The 21,042-nt window shown below is 55.9% G+C and carries 24 protein-coding genes; 11 read left to right on the plus strand and 13 right to left on the minus strand.

Annotation, left to right across the window (positions count from 1 at the left end):
* Complete coding sequence (locus tag ACXWTF_RS05900) at positions 1-1,986, plus strand: DEAD/DEAH box helicase (RefSeq protein ID WP_461714079.1); 1,986 nt, start codon at positions 1-3, stop codon at positions 1,984-1,986.
* A gap of 61 nt (positions 1,987-2,047) precedes the next feature.
* Positions 2,048-2,965, plus strand: coding sequence for a protein NO VEIN domain-containing protein (locus ACXWTF_RS05905; RefSeq protein WP_461714080.1), 918 nt, complete (start codon positions 2,048-2,050; stop codon positions 2,963-2,965).
* Between the two features lie 160 nt (positions 2,966-3,125).
* Here the strand turns inward: ACXWTF_RS05905 and ACXWTF_RS05910 are convergent, their stop codons facing one another.
* Positions 3,126-3,530, minus strand: coding sequence for a globin family protein (locus ACXWTF_RS05910; RefSeq protein ID WP_461714081.1), 405 nt, complete (start codon positions 3,528-3,530; stop codon positions 3,126-3,128).
* Positions 3,531-3,651: 121 nt separating this feature from the next.
* On the opposite strand from ACXWTF_RS05910, the gene ACXWTF_RS05915 reads away from it, so the two are divergent.
* The 5 genes from ACXWTF_RS05915 (at position 3,652) to ACXWTF_RS05935 (ending at position 7,787) form a co-directional block, all read left to right on the plus strand.
* Positions 3,652-4,440, plus strand: coding sequence for a DUF4197 domain-containing protein (locus ACXWTF_RS05915; protein ID WP_461714082.1), 789 nt, complete (start codon positions 3,652-3,654; stop codon positions 4,438-4,440).
* 55 nt (positions 4,441-4,495) lie between these two features.
* Positions 4,496-4,783 carry a hypothetical protein gene (locus ACXWTF_RS05920; RefSeq protein ID WP_461714083.1) on the plus strand — a complete coding sequence of 96 codons (288 nt, stop codon included), beginning with the start codon at positions 4,496-4,498 and terminating at the stop codon, positions 4,781-4,783.
* 15 nt (positions 4,784-4,798) lie between these two features.
* On the plus strand, positions 4,799-5,491 hold the full coding sequence (locus ACXWTF_RS05925; RefSeq protein ID WP_461714084.1) for a 2-phosphosulfolactate phosphatase: 693 nt from the start codon (positions 4,799-4,801) through the stop codon (positions 5,489-5,491).
* Positions 5,492-5,599: 108 nt separating this feature from the next.
* Positions 5,600-7,126: a sensor histidine kinase gene (locus ACXWTF_RS05930; RefSeq protein ID WP_461714085.1), complete on the plus strand. Its 1,527-nt coding sequence runs from the start codon at positions 5,600-5,602 to the stop codon at positions 7,124-7,126.
* A 103-nt stretch (positions 7,127-7,229) separates the two neighbouring features.
* A complete protein-coding gene (locus ACXWTF_RS05935; protein ID WP_461714086.1) occupies positions 7,230-7,787 on the plus strand; it encodes a cytochrome b/b6 domain-containing protein in 558 nt (185 codons plus the stop codon).
* Here the strand turns inward: ACXWTF_RS05935 and ACXWTF_RS05940 are convergent.
* A complete protein-coding gene (locus tag ACXWTF_RS05940) occupies positions 7,784-8,590 on the minus strand; it encodes an alpha/beta fold hydrolase (RefSeq protein ID WP_461714087.1) in 807 nt (268 codons plus the stop codon). The two genes, ACXWTF_RS05935 and ACXWTF_RS05940, sit on opposite strands and share 4 nt — an antisense overlap.
* A gap of 175 nt (positions 8,591-8,765) precedes the next feature.
* On the opposite strand from ACXWTF_RS05940, the gene ACXWTF_RS05945 reads away from it, so the two are divergent.
* On the plus strand, positions 8,766-8,915 hold the full coding sequence (locus ACXWTF_RS05945) for a hypothetical protein (RefSeq protein WP_461714088.1): 150 nt from the start codon (positions 8,766-8,768) through the stop codon (positions 8,913-8,915).
* 4 nt (positions 8,916-8,919) lie between these two features.
* On the opposite strand, the gene ACXWTF_RS05950 is transcribed toward ACXWTF_RS05945, so the two are convergent.
* The 3 genes from ACXWTF_RS05950 to ACXWTF_RS05960 are packed head-to-tail and all read right to left on the minus strand — an operon-like array spanning position 8,920 to position 10,195.
* A complete protein-coding gene (locus ACXWTF_RS05950) occupies positions 8,920-9,429 on the minus strand; it encodes a pyroglutamyl-peptidase I family protein (protein WP_461714089.1) in 510 nt (169 codons plus the stop codon).
* A 14-nt stretch (positions 9,430-9,443) separates the two neighbouring features.
* Entirely contained in the window at positions 9,444-9,893 is a 450-nt protein-coding gene (locus ACXWTF_RS05955) for a hypothetical protein (protein WP_461714090.1), read from the minus strand.
* A complete protein-coding gene (locus ACXWTF_RS05960; protein ID WP_461714091.1) occupies positions 9,890-10,195 on the minus strand; it encodes a hypothetical protein in 306 nt (101 codons plus the stop codon). The genes ACXWTF_RS05955 and ACXWTF_RS05960 overlap by 4 nt, the downstream gene beginning before the upstream one ends.
* Before the next feature lie 177 nt (positions 10,196-10,372).
* Between ACXWTF_RS05960 and ACXWTF_RS05965 the strand changes: the two genes are divergently transcribed.
* The gene (locus ACXWTF_RS05965; protein WP_461714092.1) at positions 10,373-11,608 is read left to right on the plus strand and encodes an HD domain-containing phosphohydrolase; all 1,236 of its coding nucleotides are present in this window, start codon (positions 10,373-10,375) and stop codon (positions 11,606-11,608) included.
* A gap of 33 nt (positions 11,609-11,641) precedes the next feature.
* On the opposite strand, the gene ACXWTF_RS05970 is transcribed toward ACXWTF_RS05965, so the two are convergent.
* Genes ACXWTF_RS05970 through ACXWTF_RS05980 form a run of 3 tightly spaced genes read right to left on the minus strand, consistent with a single transcriptional unit; the run spans position 11,642 to position 12,755 of the window.
* The gene (locus tag ACXWTF_RS05970; protein ID WP_461714093.1) at positions 11,642-12,133 is read right to left on the minus strand and encodes a Mut7-C RNAse domain-containing protein; all 492 of its coding nucleotides are present in this window, start codon (positions 12,131-12,133) and stop codon (positions 11,642-11,644) included.
* Positions 12,133-12,381: a hypothetical protein gene (locus ACXWTF_RS05975; protein ID WP_461714094.1), complete on the minus strand. Its 249-nt coding sequence runs from the start codon at positions 12,379-12,381 to the stop codon at positions 12,133-12,135. Before ACXWTF_RS05975 ends, ACXWTF_RS05970 begins: the two co-directional genes overlap by 1 nt.
* A 29-nt stretch (positions 12,382-12,410) precedes the next feature.
* Positions 12,411-12,755, minus strand: coding sequence for a DsrE family protein (locus ACXWTF_RS05980; RefSeq protein WP_461714095.1), 345 nt, complete (start codon positions 12,753-12,755; stop codon positions 12,411-12,413).
* A 32-nt stretch (positions 12,756-12,787) separates the two neighbouring features.
* Here ACXWTF_RS05980 and ACXWTF_RS05985 point away from each other — a divergent pair, with 32 nt between their 5' ends.
* The gene (locus ACXWTF_RS05985) at positions 12,788-13,102 is read left to right on the plus strand and encodes a hypothetical protein (RefSeq protein WP_461714096.1); all 315 of its coding nucleotides are present in this window, start codon (positions 12,788-12,790) and stop codon (positions 13,100-13,102) included.
* Positions 13,103-13,931: 829 nt separating this feature from the next.
* Here the strand turns inward: ACXWTF_RS05985 and ACXWTF_RS05990 are convergent.
* The 5 genes from ACXWTF_RS05990 to ACXWTF_RS06010 form a co-directional block, all read right to left on the minus strand.
* Complete coding sequence (locus ACXWTF_RS05990) at positions 13,932-15,368, minus strand: protein adenylyltransferase SelO (RefSeq protein ID WP_461714097.1); 1,437 nt, start codon at positions 15,366-15,368, stop codon at positions 13,932-13,934.
* A gap of 68 nt (positions 15,369-15,436) precedes the next feature.
* The gene (locus ACXWTF_RS05995) at positions 15,437-15,748 is read right to left on the minus strand and encodes a hypothetical protein (RefSeq protein ID WP_461714098.1); all 312 of its coding nucleotides are present in this window, start codon (positions 15,746-15,748) and stop codon (positions 15,437-15,439) included.
* 23 nt (positions 15,749-15,771) lie between these two features.
* Complete coding sequence (locus ACXWTF_RS06000; RefSeq protein ID WP_231021110.1) at positions 15,772-15,918, minus strand: hypothetical protein; 147 nt, start codon at positions 15,916-15,918, stop codon at positions 15,772-15,774.
* Positions 15,919-16,057: 139 nt separating this feature from the next.
* Positions 16,058-17,500, minus strand: a complete 1,443-nt coding sequence (locus ACXWTF_RS06005; RefSeq protein WP_461714099.1) for an FAD-dependent oxidoreductase — start codon at positions 17,498-17,500, stop codon at positions 16,058-16,060.
* Entirely contained in the window at positions 17,487-18,173 is a 687-nt protein-coding gene (locus ACXWTF_RS06010) for a phosphoglycolate phosphatase (protein WP_461714100.1), read from the minus strand. Before ACXWTF_RS06010 ends, ACXWTF_RS06005 begins: the two co-directional genes overlap by 14 nt.
* Before the next feature lie 126 nt (positions 18,174-18,299).
* Here ACXWTF_RS06010 and polA point away from each other — a divergent pair, with 126 nt between their 5' ends.
* Positions 18,300-21,014, plus strand: a complete 2,715-nt coding sequence (gene polA / locus ACXWTF_RS06015) for a DNA polymerase I (protein WP_461714101.1) — start codon at positions 18,300-18,302, stop codon at positions 21,012-21,014.
* The last annotated feature ends 28 nt before the right edge of the window (positions 21,015-21,042 follow it).

The following is a 21,042-nucleotide window of genomic DNA, read 5'->3' on the forward strand; positions in this document are numbered from 1 at the left end:
ATGAGTACGGTTACTCTTGATATTTTAGCTGATGAAGGTATCTATGAGCTCAAAGGAGCAATAGACTGCATTTCATCAAATAGGCGTGCAAGATCAAATTTTAAGAGTATTGGGACTGTCTTTGGAAAAGATAGCCTTCGAATACCTTTTGAACTTGATGTAAAAGAGAGTAAAGAAAAGAAGTTTAATGAGATTGTTAAGCTCCTCAAGAAGTTTGATTTTAATTATGGCCAAAGTGCAAGTGTAGAGTCTGAATTATATGATATGCAGTCAGAACATGAAAAGTTCGATGTATTTTCTATCAAAGCTTATGAGATTCGAAACAATATATGTGATTCTGCAGATTTTAGTTTTTTTACTAATACTCTTGAAATGAACATGGTTCGGACTCTTTATCCTATTCAATTACTATCCGCATATCATCTCGCTTTTTCCCAGAATGCATGTAACTTTTCTGTGCCAGGGGCCGGAAAGACATCAATTGTGTATGGAGCTTACTGTTTTTTAAAGAGTATGCTTCATGATAATCCTAAGTCAGTAAACAAAATACTGATTGTGGGCCCTTTAGCAGCTTTTGCCCCTTGGGAAGATGAGTTTGTAGCTTGTTTTGGTCAAGCAGCCACTTCTAAAAGAATTTCAGGGGAGCTTTCAAAGACTGAAAGGCAGAATTATTTCTATTCTCAGCATACAAGTGAAATTACTTTGATTTCGTATCAAAGTCTTGCAAGTTCTAAAGAGGATATCAATCATTTCTTGAAAAAAAATAGAGTTATGGTGGTTCTCGATGAGGCACATAAGATTAAGAATACTGAAAATGGTATATGGGCTAGTAGTGCTTTAGAAATATCAAAGTATGCAAAGTCTCGAGTGGTTTTGACAGGTACTCCTGTCCCAAACGGCTATAAAGATATCTACAATCTTTATAAGTTTATTTGGCCATACAAAAATGTATTAGGTTTTTCTTTGCATCATCTTGATGATATGACGAAGAACTATGCAATGCCCCGTACTAGAAAGATGATTGATCAACTTATTCAAAATATTGCACCTTTTTTTATTCGAATTCGTAAATCTGATTTAGGGCTGCCTTTACCAATAGAAAATCCACCAATCTATGTTGATATGGGATCTGAACAGAGAAGTATCTATGATTTCATCGAGAAAAAATATATTGAATCTTTGCAGACACAGTCACAGGGGCTGTCTGTTGGTAGTGAATTGAATAAAGCAAAATTGATCAGGATGATGCAATGCTCTACTAATCCAGCTTTGTTGAGTAAAGCTATAATGAATATTTCCACTGAAGAAAACTACTTGGATGTTGATGATTCAGAAATTATGCGACAAATCCTTGACTATAAAAATCAGGAAGTACCACCAAAGTTTTTAAAAACTATAGAGTTAATTAAGAGGATTATTGCTGAAGATGGTCCAAAAGGAAAAGTTATTGTATGGACTATTTTCATTGATAATATGGATTATCTACAGGAACTTCTTCAAGCTGAAGGAATCGATTCAAGATTATTACGTGGAGATGTTCCCAGTGAAAATGAAAATATTGATGAAGATGAACTTACACGAGAAAAAATCATTCGTGGCTTTCATAAGGAAGATAGCCCTTATAAGGTGATAATAGCAAATCCTTTTGCAGTAGGGGAATCGATCTCTTTGCATAAGGCCTGTCATAATGCAATATATCTAGAACGTGATTTCAATGCATCTAGATATTTACAGTCAAAAGATCGTATTCATCGGTATGGACTGAAAGATGAAGACGTGATCAACTATTATTATGTGCTTTCAAAAGAAGCGATTGATGAGACGATCCATAGGAGGTTGATTGACAAAGAACGTCGTATGATGGAGATTATTGAGAATGAAGAAATCCCTTTAATTAATATGAACATGGATTATGAAGAAGATATGACTGATGATATCAAGGCTCTGATAAGGGATTATGTTGCAAGAACATCATCTAAAGCGTAAGCTGGGAAATATTGGAGAGGTATATTATATCTATGGCTTAATCAATGCACATAGTGTGAATATGGAAGATCTCCAAGCGTATTGTCTAAAGTCCTCATTGCAGCTAGGGGAGTCTTTCTATGGCATTTTAGATTTGCTGTTTGCAATGAAAATCGCTTCAAAAAGTGAAGATGATGTGTTATCGATAGAAAATATGCTTGATTGTACAAAAGTAGATGTATTCACACGGCAGTTCCTCCAAATGTTATTTCAAATGCTCGATGCTGCAGATATGTTGTCCACTTTATTTACTCGTGATAGTTTGACTTATGATAGAGAGCTTAAGACCTACGTTGTAAAAGAGAGCCGTATTCCTTTCAAACTATACAATTTTAAGAACTTCTTTCTTGAGTCCAATTTATTTCAAAGACATGAACTCATTAATGGCTTGCTGATAATTAATGCAGATTATTTGGATGTATTTCATGACAGTGTAATCGCTATTGTTAACTCGTCTAAGAAGATTAAAAAGACGATTGAACAATTGAAACAAGATCTCGAGCAAAAGCAGGTTTATGGGGAAGAAGCAGAAGAGTTTGTACTTGCGTTTGAATTGAAGCGTTTGTATGCTCATCCGCAAAAAGATAAAATCGAGCAAGTATCGAAAGAAGATGTGTCAGCGGGATACGATATCCAATCCTTTCATATGGATACATCTGTTCTTATCAATCGCTTTATAGAAGTAAAATCCTTTGATACATTGGTAAAGTTTTATTGGTCAAAGAATGAAGTCGACACTGCAAGAGTCCTACGCAAAGATTATTTCCTATATCTTGTGGATAGATCGCAGATGCTTGAGGAGGGTTATGAGCCTTTAATGATCCAAGACCCGTTTTTTAATGTATTTGAAAATGACGAAGGTTGGAAGAAAGAAGCACATAGTTGGATGTTGAGTTGTCAGCCATGCAACAAATATACCACTGATCATACTAATGGTTAATCTGACTTCTATAGTCTCTTTGTATGCATCAATCGTTTGTAAAGAGGCGATGTGGACACTGTTAATGTCTTGTCTTCAAGCATTTAAGCACGCTATTTTTTTTTGTGGCTATCTTCGTTCTGTTCGTCGTTAAGGGAATCATCGGCGAGCTTATTTAAAATTAGGTAATTTCGCTCTGCAGATAGTCGTGATTAAGATGCGTCAGTGCGGCGTCCCAGGCGTTGATGGCTTTTGGCGGGGCTTTGCGGTCTAGAACCTGTTTCATGCCTTTGAGCAGTGCTTCGAAGATGAGTGAGAACTCTTCGCGCGTTGCGGTGGGATACATGGCTTTGAATTTTTCTGCATACGTCTTCATCTTTTCGGGGCGGTCGATAAAGCTGGTCAGTGCAATGACGGCAAAACTGAATTGCTGGGGCATATTAGGTTTGGCCCCCTGGAACAGCACCTTCAGTTCCGGATGCTCCGTCAGCAGGATTTTAAAGGTATGCTCGGTAATGGCATGGATGTTTTCGGCCACCTTGGGTGCGCTTTTTTGCAGGTTGTCGTAATGCTCCTCCGGGATCATGACTCTCCTTTTTACATCGGATGAGCAATTCTCATTCCAATCATTGCGTATTGCGATCTTTATGGCATACTGCTAGACAAACGAACCCATAGGACCAACTATGCATATTTCAAAACTTTTAATGACCTCTTCTTTAGCCGTAGTGCTCACGACCCAGACTCTCAATGCCGGACTGTTTGACTCCATTATGGAAACGGTGACAAAAACGACTTCGGGAGAGACGCAGACGAAGGATGTATCCGGGCTCTCGATCACGGACATTGACGGCGGGCTGCGCGAGGCGCTCAACAAGGGTGTGAAACAGGCGATTGAACAGCTGGGGCAGGAGAACGGGTTCCTTGGGAACAGCCTGGTGAAGATCCCCGTGCCGGAAAAGCTGATGATGGTCGAAAAGGGGCTGCGCAAGGCGGGGATGGGCAAGTATGCCGATGACTTCGTCACGGCGATGAACCGGGCGGCGGAGAAGGCCGTGCCGGAGACGGCGAAGATCTTTGCCGATACCATCTCCGCCATGAGCATCGAGGATGCGAAGAAGATCCTCACCGGTCCGGACAACGCGGCGACGGAGTATTTCCGCGAGCACTCCGGCCCGGCACTGCAGGCGGCCATCCTGCCCATTGTCCAGCAGTACACCCAGGAGACCGAGGTGACGCAGTACTACAAGACGATGGTTGACACCTACGACAGTTACGGCGCGCCGGTGCTGGAGCAGACGGGGGTGACGGCACTGCTGGGGTCGCTGTCGGGTGAAAGCAACGCGACGCAGTACGACCCGCGCGACCTCGACGGCTACATCACGGCCAAAGGGGTTGACGGCCTCTTTACGGTCATTGCCGACGAAGAGAAAGCGATCCGTAACGACCCTGCGGCGCGGACGACAGAACTGCTGCAGAAAGTTTTCGGCAACTGAGGGTGGGGATAGAACGGTTTTTGTAATAGGGGAGTCAAAAAAAAGGTTCTCCCCCGTGCAAAACAAAACGCATCCGAAAGTCGTTCTTCTCAAAGGCAACGGTCCCATCATCATCAACAGCGAAATGATGGAGCTTATTACGATCACACTCTCCCACGGTCTCGTCGGCCTTCCGCTGGAGGAGCTGCGCGCCGAGAAGGTGATCATCGTCAAGGATATGGAGACCTTCTGGGATGTCCACAAGACCGTCAAAGCGAAACCGGCCTGTTTCGTCTACAGTTATGACGGACTGGACGAAGAGGACCTCAAACGGATCCACTCGGACGACATCAGCTACCTCTAGGAGAAACAGTAAACAGTGACACCCCGGGTTGAGATCTTTCGCGGCAACGACCTTGCGCTTCCCCCGTCGGAGGTCAACGTCGTCATCGACGTCGTTCGGGCCTTTACCGTGGCGCATTACGCCTTTTTGCGTGGGGCCGCCGAAATGCTCCTCGTCCCCGACGTCGAGGCGGCCTTTGCCGTGCGACAGGAACGGCCGGAGGTGCTGCTGGCCGGAGAGGTAGGCGGTCTACCCATTGCGGGGTTCGACCTCGACAACTCTCCCGTCCGCTTCGCCTCCGCCGATCTGGAAGGCCGTACAATCGTACAGAAGACGACGAACGGCGTCAAGGCGGCGCTGCACTCGCTGGGGGCGCCGACGGTGCTGCTGACAGGCTTTTCCAATGCCGAGGCGACGGCGCTGTACCTCAAAGCGCGTTACGGCAACAGCACTGCGAAAATAAACCTCGTCGCGTCCCACCCGACGGGGGACGAGGATTTCGCCTGCGCGGAGTATATCCGTTCACTGCTGCTGGGGGAGGCGATGGAGGCCGATGAGGTCCGGCGGCGCATCTACGGCTGCGAGACCGTGCAGAAGTTCCTCGACCCTTCCCGCCCCGAATTCAACGCCGAAGATATCGACTACTGCGCCGCCGGCCTGCCGCCCGAATATGTCATGGCCGTTCACCGGGAAGGCGCGCTTCCCACCGTGCGGAAGGTGATGTTATAAGCCCCGTGGGGGCAGGGTGTAGCGCCTGGTGACAGGGCTGTCCGCCCACCCCTACTGCTGTGCCTTTCCCGTACCTCCTTTACGTTAGAATAGTGCAGAAGGAGATGCATGTTCAATTTTGAAGAGCTTTTCGACCTGATCGATGTCGGGATCACCGTGTTTGAACCGACAGCGCAGGGCGATGACTTCAAGGTCGTCTACATCAATGAAAAGGGGAAGAGCCTCTGCCACTTCGAGGTGGGTGCACACGTCGCCGAGGCACTCTCCACGCTCTTCCCGGTCAATGCGACGCGCCCCCTGTTCGATTTTTTCAAAGAGGTCTACCGTACGGGAGAGCCGCAGGAGATCACCCTGGTCCCCTGTTTCGGTCAGACGAGGCTCTGGCAGGAGGGCTACCTCTACAAGCTCTCCAGCGGCCATGTCGTTTCGCGCTGCATGGGGGTGAAGGAGGAGCGTGCACGGGAGATCATGGCCCCGAACGAACGCCTCACCTTCAGGACCATCCTCGATACGGCCCCCATCGGGATCTGGTCCCAGGATGTCAACGGGCGGCTGCAGTTCGTCAACAAGGCCTTCTGCGACGCCATCGGCATCAGCGAGGAGCGTTTCCTCTCGGTGCCGCATTATGAACCGCTCTACCCGCCGGAGATCGCGCAGAGCTGTATGTGTTCGGATGCCGCGGCCCTCCAGCAGGACGAACCCCACCTCTCCTATGAAAAGATCCCGTTTACCGACGGAAAGGTGCATGAAGTCCTCATTGTCAAAACAAGGGTCGAAGATGAAAAACAGGGGGTCAGCGGGCTGGTCGGCCTCAGCCTCGATATGACCGAACAGCTTGAGGCGGAGCGGAAACTCGAAGCGATCAACCGGAACCTCGAGGCGCGGATCAGCGAGGAGATCGAGGCGAGCCGCCAGAAGGACAACATGCTCTACCAGCAGAGCAAGTTCGCCGCGATGGGGGAGATGATCAGCAACATCGCCCACCAGTGGCGTCAGCCTCTGAACACCCTGGGGCTGCTGATGACCGATATGTCGGTCAAGATGCTTATGAAAGGGAACGCCCAGCGGGAGAGTGATTTCGAGGAGTTCCAGGCCCAGTGCAGCGAGATCATCCAGTACCTCTCGGACACCATCGACGATTTCCGTTTCTATTACCAGGAGGACGACGGCGACAACACCTTCTGCATGGACGACCTGGAAAAATCGATGCAGAACCTCGTCATCAGCTCCATCATGGGCAACCGGATCCGCTACGAGACCGCCCTGGAGAACATACGGATCTGCGGTTATCTCAACAACCTCAAGCAGGCGCTCATCAACCTCTATTCGAACGCGGCCAACGCCATCAAGAACAACGGGGTCGAAGCGGGCGTTATCCGGTGCCGGGGCTTCGTCGACGCATCGGACTACGTCATCGAGGTGTGCGACAACGGCGGGGGAATCGACGCAGCGATCATCGACAGGATCTTCGACCCCTATTTTACGACCAAGCACAAAAGCCAGGGCACGGGGCTGGGGCTCTACATGACGAAGCAGATCATCGAGCAGAAGTTCAACGGCTCTATCTCGGCGGAGAACGACCGGACCGGTGCCCGTTTCACGATCCGCATCCCCATGGCCGGGGAGGCGTGCTGAGCCTCCGCCGGGCACCTTCACTGTTTACATTCATTTACGCCCCGGATACACAGGTTTGAGGAATATGGCGTATAATTGTCATATTTAACCGGAGGGGGAGATCATGAAAGATTACTCGTTACAACTGCGCGTCTGGCACTGGGCCAACGCCGTCGTCGTCCTCGGTCTGCTGGGGACCTTTTTCCTGCGTAAGACCTTTCTGAGCTGGCATACGAATTCGCAGATCCTGCTGGAGAAGCTTGAGACCTTTGGCATTACCGTGACGGCGGAACAGGCGGCGGCCCTGGCCAAGGCGGTGCGCGCGCCGATGTGGGAGTGGCACATCATCCTCGGCTACGCGTTTGCCGTGCTCGTGCTGTGGCGGCTGGTGATGATTGTCAAAGAGGGATTCGGCTACGCGCCGGAGAACAGCCACATGGCGTGGGTCTATCGCGGTTACAAGGTGCTCTACGCCGTGATGGCGTTCATGGCCGTCAGCGGGCTCGTTATCCACTTTTACAAAGATATCGGCCTTGCCAAAGATGTCGCCGGGTCGGTCAAGGAGCTGCACGAGCTGGTCGCCTGGGCCATCGTCGCCTTTGTCGCCCTGCACATTGTCGGGGTCTTCGTCGCCGACAACCGCGACCAGAAAGGGATCACCTCGAAGATGATCTCGGGCTAGCCCCTGCCGCAGTGCCGGGAGAGAAAATCCAGCAGCGCGGCGTTGAATGCCTCGGGGTTCTCGAGATTGCTCAGGTGCCCGGCCTCTTCGATAACGACGAGTTCGGCGTCCGGGAGGGCGTCGTGCATGTAGTGCGATGCGTCCGGCGGGGCGATCTTGTCCGCCTCGCCGACGAGGAGCAACACCGGAAGGGTGAGCCGTGGGAGCCCGCTGCAGGTTTCGTCGCGTTCGCGCATGGCGCGCAGAGAGCGTACAAGGGTGTGCTGGGAGTTCGATGTGATCATCTCCCGCACCGATTCTACCGTCTCCGGGTGCTGCTCGAAGGTCGGTTCCGCGAGCAGCTTGCCCAGCAGTCCCTCGGCGAAGGGTTCCACCCCGTCCGTTTCGATGGCGCGGATGGCCGTGAGCCTTTTGTCGCGACCCTCGGGCGTATCGGCGGCGCACTGGGTGTCGCAGAGGATCAGGGCGTTGAAACGTTCCGGGTGCATCTCCGCCGCTTTGAGGGCGACGTAGCCGCCCATGGAGAGGGCGCAGAGCGTTGCCTGCTTGATGCGCAGGGCGTCCATCAGCCCAAGAAGGTCCCGGGCGAAGAGGGGAATCGAGAAGGGCGCTTCACCTTCTTCCGATTCCCCGTGCCCCCGCAGGTCGTACGCGATGACCCGGCACAGCGCCTTGCAGGCATCCGCCTGGCCCTGCCACATCGTGCGGTTCAGGGGGAAGCCGTGCAGGAAGATCAGGGTCGGCTTGTCGACGGCCCCCAGGTCGTCATAGCAGATATCGATACCGTTGACTGTCGTTGTCATGCGCGCTCCTTTTATAAGGACATAGAATTGATTCTACCGAAAAAACAGCCATAAATCATAATTAAAAACTATACTGACTCTGTGATCACCCCCCTGGGCTAAACCGCCGCTTTTGCCTGGAGCAGTGCTATAATGGGAAAAAGGGCGTCACAGAAACGGGGGAGAGGAGCACCGTATGAAAACCCTCTGCAAGATCAGACTGGCGCCGAACGAGACGCCGGATAAAGCATTGAAGAAGCTGTTGGGATCCTCAAAGTACTACTGCAGGAAATGCCTGCGCACCGCGGCGGAGAAGGGTGCGCTGTGCAAGCCGGAGAAGCTGTGAAAGCTCAGCGCAGTGCCGACAGTCTCGAAATGATCTGTGTAAAGGCTTCGGTGAGCGGCGGCGTATTGGCGTCGGTCAGAACGGGGACATGGATGAAGAGGCAGTGGTGCGCCCCGGCGGCACCGCGCATCCGCTCCAGAGAGCGGTAGTAGAGCGTATTGCAGACAAAATCGCCGGCATCGTTACTGATGGCCGTCAGTGCGAGCCCCTCGGCGAGCGCGGCAAGGTTGAGATCGGTCCGCAGGATGCTCTCTCCCAGGCGGGCCTGGGATTCCAGTTCCAGGCGCGCACGCTCTTCGGCCATGCCGCAGCAGACGAGGACCCGGGGGCGGAGGGTTTCAAAGGCATCCAGTACCATCCGGGGTGCGCGTTGAGGGTCTACCGGCAGATGCCGGAGGGTGTGGCAGGCGTCGCCATTGGCGTCGATGAAATGTTGTAGAAGGTCATCCGAGGCATTGGAGGCCTGGTGGGGCAGCCAGGTCGCAAAGGTGGTAATAAGCACGCCGCTGTGCATGGAACCTCTCCCGGTCAGTTCGGGGTGCCGTAGACTTCCATCGGCATCCCGATGGCGATGGGGTTGTGCAGCATGACGCTGCGTTTGCCCTCGCCGTCGGCGACGAAGAGGTCGTAGGGGACATAGAGCAGGCGGGCGGAGATCTTTTTGTGGGTCTGCGCCTTCTCTTCGACGTGGATGCGGATCCCCTGGGGCGAGGGGGCACTGTACTGCTCGGGGATGGTAACGCGGGCCACGAGGGCGACCGCATCGACGTCCCCCATCTTCACCTCCCCCTTGAGGCGCTCGAGCAGCTGCTCGTAGCACTGCTTCTCTTCGCCGCTTTCGCAGGCGAGTTCACGTACGCTGCCGTCCTGTGCCAGCAGCTTGGCGAAGGGGACGAGGGGCTGCTCCTCTTCCAGGGCCAGCACGGCGTCGGCGACGCAGCGCTCCACCATCTCGAACAGTTTCTCTTCGTCGGTCATTGCTTTCCTTTTGGGGAGGTGTGCACCTTGTACCATTTACAGCGCTTTTTCTGCTTGATGGTGTAGACGTTGTACTGAAACTTCTTGCCGCAGTCGGGACAGGCGAAGACCGCACGGTTCTTCGCCTTCATATAGCGCACGAACAGGAAGTTGCCGACCTGGTCGCCTTCGCGGTAGACAGTTTTTTCCCTTTGCGACGCCGCGATGGCCGCGCGTTCGGCATCTTCGCGCTGCACGCGCTGCCATAGCGGTTCTTCATCCTCTTCAAAGCGATCGGTATCGGCGGTGTAGCGCTCCATCATCGGCATCGGGCCTTCAGGCGGAACGGAAACGGGCAGGGCGTCATAGGGACAGGCATGGAGGCATTATAGCTGCTCTGCGGGAAAAAACACAAAAAAAGAGCGCCGTAACATACTACACCGCCCACAGAATGTGTTATTATCTTGTTAATAGAAAAGTACTAACAAAAAGTGTTAACGATGGAATACGAGCTCAATTTACGCGAAGTGATTTACGCCCTCTCCGAAGCCCTCGACCTTGTCGGCATCGACGACACGCGTCACGGTAAACGGGTGGCGTTCATGGCGGCCGCCTGCGCGAAAGAGGCGGGTTTCGACGATGGTTTTATTGATGAGATCATCAGTATCGGCATGCTGCATGACTGCGGCGTTTCAAAGACCGAAACGCACCGCAGCCTGGTCACACAGCTGGAGTGGAAGGATGAACAGTTCCACTGCGAACGCGGCGCCATCCTGCTGGGCAAGGTGGAACTTTTCGCACGCTTCTCCCAGCCGGTCTACTACCACCATACCCACTGGGATATCCTGGAACATCTGCCCGTCGACATGCGCGTCAAACAGGCGGCAAACCTGATCTACCTCGCTGACCGCATCGATGCCCTTCGGGTACAGCTGGAGGGTCCCGACCTGGAGCAGAGCGACGAGATCGAGCGGATCATCCTGGAGCACAGGGGAAATTTTTTCGCCCCGGAGCTGGTCGACGCTTTCGTGGCGGCCGCGCGCCGGAACTCGTTTTGGTTCTACCTGGCGGACGAACCGCTGGAGGAACAGCTGCTCGAGTGGGTCGGACGGGGGGAGACCCTCCATCTGCCCTTTACGGCCATCAGGGAGGTGGCGCAGATGTTCGCCGACGTCGTCGACGCGAAGAGCCCCTTTACCTTCGAACACTCCTTCGGGGTGGCGGCGCTCTCCAATTTCCTGGCCCGGGGGTTCGGGCTGGACGAACATACCCGCGAGACGGTGGAGATAGGCGCCCTGCTGCATGATCTCGGAAAACTGCGGGTCGACGACAGTATCCTGAACAAGAAAGGGCAGCTGAACCACGGGGAGAAGATGCTTATGAACCGGCACGGGTTCGATTCGAACATGATCCTGCGGCGCATCCGCGGTTTCCGGGAGATCGCCCGCATCGCCTCGCTGCACCACGAGATGCTCGACGGCGGAGGGTACCCCTACAGCCTTGAGAAGGAGGAGATCCCCCTCGAGGCACGGATCGTCACCGTCGCCGATATCTTCCAGGCCCTGGTACAGACACGCCCCTACCGCGAAGCGATGACGCCCGATGCGGCCTTTGCCATCCTGCAGGAGATGGCCGACGCCGGGAAGATCGACAAAGCGGTCGTGGCGATGATCGGCGCGAACCTCGAGCAGGCCTACCGGCTGGCGAAGTACAAGGAGCGGGCCGAAGCCGCCTGATCGGTCCGTGCCCGTTAGGAAAAAGAGTGCGGCTCAGCTTTCGCCGGTTGGATACAGGGCCGTCTCCAGAAACCGGAGCATGTTGCGGTAGTGATCGCCGTGCCAGTAGATACGGCCGCATTCGGGGCACTGCCTGAAGGTGTCGAAGGTCGCATAGACTGTTTCGGGAACGGCGTTGCGGACGGCGGCCGGACAGACGCGCAGAAGCGGGGCATTGCAGATCAGGCAGCGCAGGTGCGCATCCCCGCCGACTCCCAACCCGAAACGCGCCGACAGTTCACGCAACTGGTCGTGGAGCTCGACGGCGCGGAGGAGATAGACCGGCACGTTTTTGCGACGGGCGAGGGCGGCGTCACGGGTGAGGATGGTGCGTTCCCCGTCACGGACAATGCTGATCAGCTCGGTGTCGGGAATGCTCGGGAAGAAGAGGGTGTCGTACCCCATGAAACGGAGGTATTTGGCAAGCCTGCCCAGGTGGCAGTCCGCGATAAAACGGTGCGCGCCGTCTTGCTGCGCACCACCCATCAGGCTTCGGGGATCGTCTCGGTGACGCTGCTCCAGTCGGCCAGGCCTGCAGGGACGTTGCCGTACTCGTTTTCCAGCCGGTCCCACTCGGGATAGTCGGTATTGAAGGCGGAGACATCCGCGGCCGCTTTCTCCGGGCTTTCATACTCGCCGAGCATCTCCTCATCGATCCAGAGCTGGTAACGCTCGTGGCCGGCCTGGCGGATCTCGAAGGTCCCGATATCCGTGTTGAAAAGGTAGTTCCGCATCTGCTCCTCCTTGGTGCCTAATAAGGAGATTATACCGTCATTACCGCCCAGCTGTCATCTTTGAGACACGCCGTGAGCATTTCGCCGGTGTGGGTATTCTCCACCCCCAGCACCGCAAGGGCATCCGTTGCCGCGTAATCCTCCGTGCAGACGATGCAGGCGCTCATAGTGACGCCGCTCTCCTGCATCTGCTTCAGACGCGCCTGTACCTCTTCATCGGCGGCGGCCAGTTTGATGGAAGGCCCCCAGATCATCAGGTGGGCCTCCTCCCAGTAACCACGTTCGAGGATGACGGAGCCGTAGAGCAGGGGGAGTTTCATGGCGACCTCTTTGTCACCGTTCGTCCAGACGATCAGGAGTTTCGTTTTCGACATTGTATTTGCCTTTTTGGTAAAATTCTATCCTAATGATCCGAGAAAAAATCGCCACCGCCGCTTATCGCCTGAAACACAACCCCGCCCTGCGCCGCAGTCTCGCGCAGATGAAGCCGAAAAAAACGGTGTGGGGTTTTTTGGGCGTCGTCCTTTTCTTCTTCGTCCCCGAGATGATCGCGTTTATCTGGGGCGCCGATATCACTGCCTACGCCCACGCGCAGATGCTCGACGTTCCCGCAGAACCGCTGGCCACCTGGTACGAGCTGCTGGTCATGCTCTTTGAGGAGGGCGGCAGCTGGGTGAACCTCGGTATCGGCTTCGCCTTTCTCCTCTGGCTTTTCCTGTAAAATATAATAGCTTCGGTTCCCGAAGCGCATAAAATCAATAGGCAAAAGGTCGTTAAGCGTGCCTTGAAAGCCGCTGCGGAGGCACAAAGCCGGGAGCAGCGTGCGATTCGCGCAACGACGATTTTCTTTTGGTTCTTTTCTTATGAAAAAGAAAAGAATGAACAGCATACTTCTTTGCCACTTTTTTAGAAAAAGTAGCGCAAAAAGCGGCCTTTCGCGAATCGCTCATCCCTCCCGGCTTTAGGCCTCCGGGATGGCTTATAAGGATCGCGCTCAAGGCCAATTTCTAATTTTATTGGATGCGCTTCGACGGGTCGAAGCTCTTTTGCTTTTATTAGCTTCGGTTCCCGAAGTGCATTGATCAATAGGCCAGCTGTCGTTAAGCGTGCCTTGAAAGCTGCTGCGGAGGCACAAAGCCGGGAGGGATGAGCGATTTGCGCAACGACGATTTTCTTTTGTTTCTTTTCTTTGTAAAAAGAAAAGATAAAGAAGTATGTTTATGCCACTTTTTTAGAAAAAGTAGCGCAAAAAGCGGCCTTTTGCGAATCGCTCATCCCTCCCGGCTTTATGCCTCCGGGATGGCTTACAAAGAGCGCTCAAGGCCAAGAGTCCATTTAATTCATGCGCTTCGACGGGACGAAGCTCTCTTCCTTTTACTAGCTTCGATATATCGAAGCGCATTGATCAATAGGCGACTTGTCGTTAAGCGTGCCTTGAAAGCCGCCCTGAAGGCATAAAGCCGAGAAGGGCGAGCGATTCGCGCAACGACGATTTTCTTTGGTTTCGTTTCTTTGTAAAAAGAAAGGAAAAGGGAAACCTTTACCCTTTTTTAGGAAGAACAGGAGAGCTTGAGGTTCTTGTGTTCGTTCGGCGTCGCTTTGGCGTAGCGCTCGAACTGCGGCAGTTCGTCATAGGGGTGGCGGGCGATCTCCAGCAGCTCCTCGACCCCGCTGTTGTCAAACTTTTCCGCTTTTTTGATCGCCTCCTGCAGCATATAGTTTTTCAGCACGTATTTCGGGTTCGTTTGCAGCATGGCTCTGTGGCGCTCATCCGCGCTGCGCTCCTCCTGCAGCAGCCTGGCGTCGTACTCGGCCAGCCATTCGCGGACGGGTTCACGGTCGACGCAGATGTCGAGCAGTGCTTTGCCGTCGCCGTCGTAGCGGCTGAGGGTGCGGAAGAAGAGGGTGTAGTCCGCCTGCGACTTCTGCAGGGCCGACAGGAGCTTTTTGAGTAGGATAATGTCGTCCTCCTGCTGCAAAGCCAGTCCCATCTTGCCGGACATGATGTCGACGTAGGTCTGGGTGTAGACGGAACCGTACGCCTCGAGCTTCTTCTCCATCCGCTCCTTGGAGACGATGGGCGACATGGCCTCGGCGAGCATGGAGAGGTTCCAGTAGGCGACATGGGGCTGCTGCCCGAAACCGTAGCGGCCGTGGGTATCGGTGTGGTTGCAGATAAAGGAGATGTCGTAGTCATCAAGCATGGCGTAGGGACCGTAGTCGATGGTGAGGCCGCCCATCGACATGTTGTCCGTGTTCATGACGCCGTGGTTGAAACCGACGCTCTGCCACTGCGCCAGCAGCCGGGCCGTGCGCTCGACGACCTCGGCGAACATCAGGAAGTAGGCATCCTCCTCGCCCTTCAAATGGGGGTAGCTTTCATTGATGACGTAGTCGGCCAGGGGTTCGAGTTTGTCGTGCTCCTCTTGGTAGTAGAAGTACTCGAAGGTGCCGATACGGACCCAGGTCGGCGACATCCGCAGTACGACCGCCCCGCGCTCGAGGCGTTCGCGCACGACCTTCGTCTCCGAGCCGATCAGCGCAAGCGCGCGGGTCGTCGGGATGCCGAGGTGGTGCATCGCCTCGCTCATCAGGTATTCGCGCACGGAAGAGCGCAGGACGGCCCGCCCGTCGCCCATGCGCGAATAGAGGGTCTCGCCGCTCCCTTTGAGCTGCAGATTCCACTCCCCGCTCTTGCCGAGGTTGATGGCCCGCCCGTCGCCGAGGCGCGGGACGAACATCCCGAACTGGTGCCCGGCGTAACACATGGCGAAGGGTTTGGCGCCTTCGGGGGTGAACGTACCGTTGAGCAGACCGACGAGTCTGTCGTCCGTGCCGGCGTCCGAAGAGAGGCCGATCAGCCCGGCCGCGTCGGGGTTGAAGCTGATCAGGTAGGGGTTTTTCAGCGGCGTCGGTTCGGTCGGGTCGTAAAAGTGCGGATCGAGGGAGAGATAGGGGGTGTCGAGTGTGAGTGCATCCAAAGTCATGCCGACTTTGTACATTTACTGTTCTAAAAGCGCGATGGCATGCGGCGACGCCTTCCCGCCGCCTGATTTCAGCCCTCTGAATTGACGAGGTAGGGGTTGTCGTCGACCCCCCGGCGTTGAAGGCCGACGGAACTCTCCAGCGTGCGCTCCATCACTTCGCTCCACGCTTCGATCCCCGCCGGTACACGTACGGCTTCGCTTTCAAGGATGTCCCATTCGGGATAGCCCGTGTTGAAAGCGGCGACGTCCTCCGCGGCCTCGGCGGCGGTGGCGTACTCTCCGAGTTTCTCATTCTCCAGCCAGAGTTCGTACATTCGGTGATGGCGGCCGTTCGTGATCTCGAACGTGCCCAGGTCCGTATTAAAGATATATGTATGCATCCTCGCTCCTCTTCCTGAATGCATCAGCCCTTGCGTTTCGCTTTCTTCTCAACACGCTCCTTGACCTTGTAGTCCTTGATGTGTTTCTTGACCTCCTGCTTGAGCTCCTTTTTCAGAATGTTCTTGAGCTCTTTCTTGACGTATTTGCTGACTTTTTTCTTGTCGATCATCGCGTCTCCTTTGCAACGGTATGGTTACATCATAAGACAGGACGGCTTAAAAGTCAACGTTACGGCAGCCGGTTGATGGAGGTCGTTTGGAAGAGAAGCGCGTAGTTTTTACCGGGGGAGAAGGCGTCTGCGGCGCCGATTACGCGGCAGGTGTGCCTTCACGTACCGTCCGGCGCGAGAGGCAGGAGGGGTAGGCCCGCGCTTCGGCGATGGAGGAGGCTTCGGTTTCGATCAGCTGCTCCGGCGGGAGGGTCGGTACGTCGAAGGTGCGTGTCCCCTGCACGGCGGCGTCGGCATAGCCGAGGCGGATGAGGCGTTCGACGATGGCGTCGGTCATGCTCAGTACCGAGGAGGCCTTGACGACTTCGCAGCGGGCGTAGCGGTCGCCGACGAAGGAGACGTCGGCGGCGCGGAGGGTCGGGTCGTCGCCGGGGATCTGCTGGGCGCCGAAGAGGGGCTTGGAGGCGACCTCGGCATCGATGAAGGCGGGGATATAACGCGCCATGTGTTCGATGGCGCGGCGGCTGCGCTTCTCGACGCAGGACCAGTCCCACTCCTGGTCGATCATCTCGATAAAACGCTCGTCGAGGTTCGGCTGGGCGCTGGTGGGGGTACTGCCGACCAGCCCCTCATCGAAAAGGGTGATGTCGTTGGTCATGCCGTGCAGCTGCACGAAACCGCAGGGGTAGGGGGTGAACTGCGCCATCCCGTTGGGGGTGCCGCGCTCGCCGTGGAAGATCACCTCCGGCCAGACGATGCTCTCCTGCCACTTGGTGACATAGGCGGCCTTGAACTCGACCATCCGCTCGCGTTTGAAGCCGAGCATGTCGTCGATCTCCCCGGTGCGGAAGCCCGCGGCGTTGATCAGGTAGTCGAAGCGCTGCTGCGTCGACTCCTCTCCATCTGTTGCAGTGACGATGAATCCGTCGCCGTCGTCGCTTCGGGTCGCGGCGGTGACCGCCGTGCCGAGCCGCAGGTCGCACCCGTCGAGCTTCTGGAGCGAGAGGGCGGCGCCCGCGCCGAGGCGGAAGAGGTTCAGGCCGTACTCCTGGACCATGATGAGGGGGAACTTGACCGTGGAGAGGTCCACTTCGCGGGCAACGGGGATCATCCATTCGTCCGGTGTCTGCGGCAGTGCGACCGGTTCGCGTTCGCGCAGCGCCTCGACGCTCTCGCGGTCGTAGAGGCGGAAGTAGGTTTCCGGGTCGCCCAGAACCCGGTTGCGTGGGTCTTCGGCGATAAAGCGCTTGTATTCGCGGCGCAGCATCTCCAGCCGGGGGTAAAGATCCCCGGGCTCGCCCGTGTCGGTCAGAGGGACGGCGATGACCGTCGGGCGGAAATCGACGGCATAGGGGTAGAAGCGCAGCAGGTCGATGGACTGGCGCAGCAGGGTGACGCACTGTTCGTCGGAGATCTCGCGGTAGAGGTTTCCGCCCGCATGCAGATGGCAAAACGGCGGTCCGGAGACGAGGCTCTCCCCCTTCTCGAAAAGGGTGACATTCATCCCGATGCGGCTCAGGTAGAGTGCCGCCGTCGCCCCGGCGACCCCGCCGCCGACGATGGCGATATCAGCCGGCGCCATGGGAGACTCCGAAGGGGGCAGCGACCTCGGCGAAGGTGTCGCAGACGAGGTTGGGGGCATACGCGGCGATCGCCTCCCCGTAATTGTAGCCGTAGCCGAGGCCGATGGCGTCCATCCCGGCGGCCCTGGCCGCAAGGATATCGTTTTTGGAATCACCGATCATGACGCAGCGCTCCTTGTCGACGCCGAGGGTTTCGCAGACATGCAGCAGGGGCCGGGGGTCCGGTTTCCGTTGGGGCAGCGAATCGCCGCCGAGGGTGTATTCGAACAGTTCAGACATCCCCAGGCTGTGCAAGATGGGTTCTATGAAGGCGTAGGGCTTGTTGGTGACGATGGCCAGGCGGTAGCCCTCCTGGTGCAGTTGCTGCAGCACTTCGGGCACCTGCGGGTAGGGGCGCGTCAGCACGGCGAGGTTCCCGGCGTAGAACTCCAAGAAGATCGCAAGGGCCTGGTCGACGGTTTCGGGGGTGTCCTCCGTGTCGCTGCCGGCGCGCAGGGCGCGTTCGACGAGGGTCCGTGCACCGTTGCCGACCCAGCCGCGCACGGTCGTCTCTTCGAAGGGGGGACGCCCGAGCTGTTCAAGCATATGGTTGACCGCCAGTGCCAGGTCGGGGGCGCTGTCGATGAGGGTACCGTCAAAGTCGAATAAAATCAGCTCTTTATGCGTGAACACTACATACTACCTTATACTTATATAAAAATTTTGACAGGATTATAGCGCAGCCCGATTAATCCCGTTTTCGTTAAAATGGCTTCCGTTTTTATCTAAGTGCAACTTTAAGACCAAAAGAGACCCGCAATGCCCAAAACCATCACCGTCATCGATACCTTCGGTTTCTTCTTTCGCAGTTTTTACGCCCTGCCGCCGCTCACGAACAAAGAGGGGTTCCCGACCGGACTGCTTACCGGTTTCATCAACTTCATCGACCGCCTCCACCAGGACCATGCCAGCGACTACATCGTCTTCGCTCTTGATGCCAAGGGACCGACCTTCAGGAACGAGATCGACCCCGAGTACAAGGCGCACCGCCCGCCGCCGCCCGACGAGCTTAAAGCGCAGCTGCCCATCGCCATCGAGTGGATCGAGAAGATGGGCTTCAAGACCCTGATGCAGAGCGGCTTCGAAGCTGACGACATGATCGCCTCCATTACGAAAAAGGCGGTCGAGGCGGGGATGGTCGTGCGGATCGTCTCCCACGACAAGGACCTCTACCAGCTTATCGACGACGACAGGGTCGTGCTCGTCGACGCCATCAAGCGCAAGGACGTCAACGAGACGGAGTGCCTGGAGAAGTACGGCATCCGACCCGAGCAGTTCACCGACTACCAGGCGCTGCTCGGCGACAGCGCCGACAACGTGCCGGGGGTCAAGGGGATCGGCAAGGTGACGGCGCAGAAGCTGCTTAACCAGTATGAGACCCTCGACAACGTTTACGCAAACATCGACGAGGTAAAGCCTGCCGGTGTGCAGAAAAAACTGCGCGAAGGGGAGGAGAACGCCTGGATGTCGCGCAAGCTCGTCACCCTGCGCGACGACCTTTTCGAGACGGTGGCGTGGGACGAGTATGACATGGACGACCGCAACCCCTTCCTGCCGATCGTACCGGAGCTGATACGCTACGAGATGAACGGGATCATCCGCAAGCTCAAAGCGAAGAAGCTCATCAGTGAGGAGGAGATCAGTGCCGAATCCGCCGCGCCGGAAGCGGAGTGCCCGCTGCCGGCGAACGCCGGGTTCAGCGCGAAACTGATCACGGATGCAGCGGAACTTGCCGCGATCACCGGTACCATCACCCCGGAGACCCTGGTCGCCTTCGATACGGAGACGACGGGGCTGGATTACCTCGAAGACACGATGGTCGGCTTCAGCTTCTGCCTGAACGCGGAGGAAGCCTACTACGTCCCCGTCGCGCACAGCTACCTCGGCGTGCCGGAACAGGTCGGCGAAGTGGCCGCGTCTGCGGCGCTGCGGCAGATCTTCACCGGGCGGGTCGTCGGGCACAACCTCAAGTTCGACCTGCACTTCGTCAACCACTATATGGAGGGGTTCGTACCCTCCCTGTATGCCGATACGATGATCATGGCGTGGCTCGCCGCGCCCGAGAGCGCACTCTCCCTGGACAAGCTCGCGCAGTCCCACCTGAACCACACGATGATCAGCTTCAAAGAGACGGTCAAAAAGGGGGAGGATTTCTCCGGGGTCGACCTGGCCGACGCCTGCGGTTACGCCGCCGAGGATGCCTGGGCGACCCTGATGCTTTATGAAAAACTGACAGCGCTGCTGGGCCTGCAGGGCGAGCACCTGCTCGAAGAGGCAAGCGCGGTCGAATTCCCCTTCTCCCTGACGCTCGGCGCGATGGAGGAGGCGGGCATCAAGGTCGATACCAAGGTGCTTGCGACCTTCCTGGAAGAGGGCAAAGCGCGCCTGGCGGAACTGACGCAGACGATCTACGAGCTGACCGGAAGCGAGTTCAACATCAACTCCACGAAACAGCTGGGGGAGGTGCTTTTCGAGAAGCTGGGGCTGCCCGTGGTCAAGAAGACGAAGACGGGCTACTCGACGGACGAGAAAGTCCTCAACGCGCTGCTGGAAGAGCACACGGTCATTGAAAAGCTGCTGGAGTACCGCGAACTGCACAAGCTTGTCTCGACCTATCTCGATCCGCTCCTGCAGCTGGGGCAGCAGCGCCCCGACGGCCGCATCCACACCTCTTATGTACAGACGGGGACGGCGACAGGGCGGCTCAGTTCGAAAAACCCGAACCTGCAGAACATCCCGACCCGGACCCCGCTGGGGGCGCGCATCCGCGAGGCCTTTGTGGCCGAGCCGGGTAAAAAGCTTATCGGCATCGACTACTCACAGATCGAACTGCGGCTGCTGGCGCACTTCAGCGAGGACCCGACCCTCGTCGACGCCTTCAAGCATGACAAGGATATCCACCTGAGCACCGCCATCGCGCTGTTTGGCGAGGCGGAGGCCCCGAAAAAGCGAAGCATCGCCAAGACCGTCAACTTCGGCCTGCTCTACGGCATGGGGCAGAAGAAGCTCTCCGACACTCTGGGGATCACAACAAAGGAGGCGCGGGAGATCATCACCCGCTACTTCGAGACCTTCCCGACGGTCAAATCCTATTTTGCCTCCATCGTTGAGCGCTCCAAGGAGCAGGGCTACGTCGAGACCCTGCTGGGGCGCCGCCGCTACTTCGACTACGATAAGGCGACGCCGATGCTCAAAGCCGCCTACGAGCGCGAATCGGTCAATACCGTCTTCCAGGGCAGCGCGGCCGACCTGATCAAAATGGCGATGAATCGCATCGAAGATGTGATAAAAAAAGAACGCCTCCCTGCTACCATGCTGCTGCAGATTCACGACGAACTGATCTTCGAGGCGGATGCGGCGCAGGTGGAGGCACTGGGAGCGCGTTTCCAATCTATTATGGAAGAGATCCATCCCCTGCATATCCCGCTGCGAGCGTCGCTGAACATCGGGGCGCACTGGGGCGAACTGAAATAGGTTCTGAATAAGCAGCGCTTATTCAGCC

It is taken from the genome of Thiomicrolovo sp. ZZH C-3, from assembly GCF_054862725.1.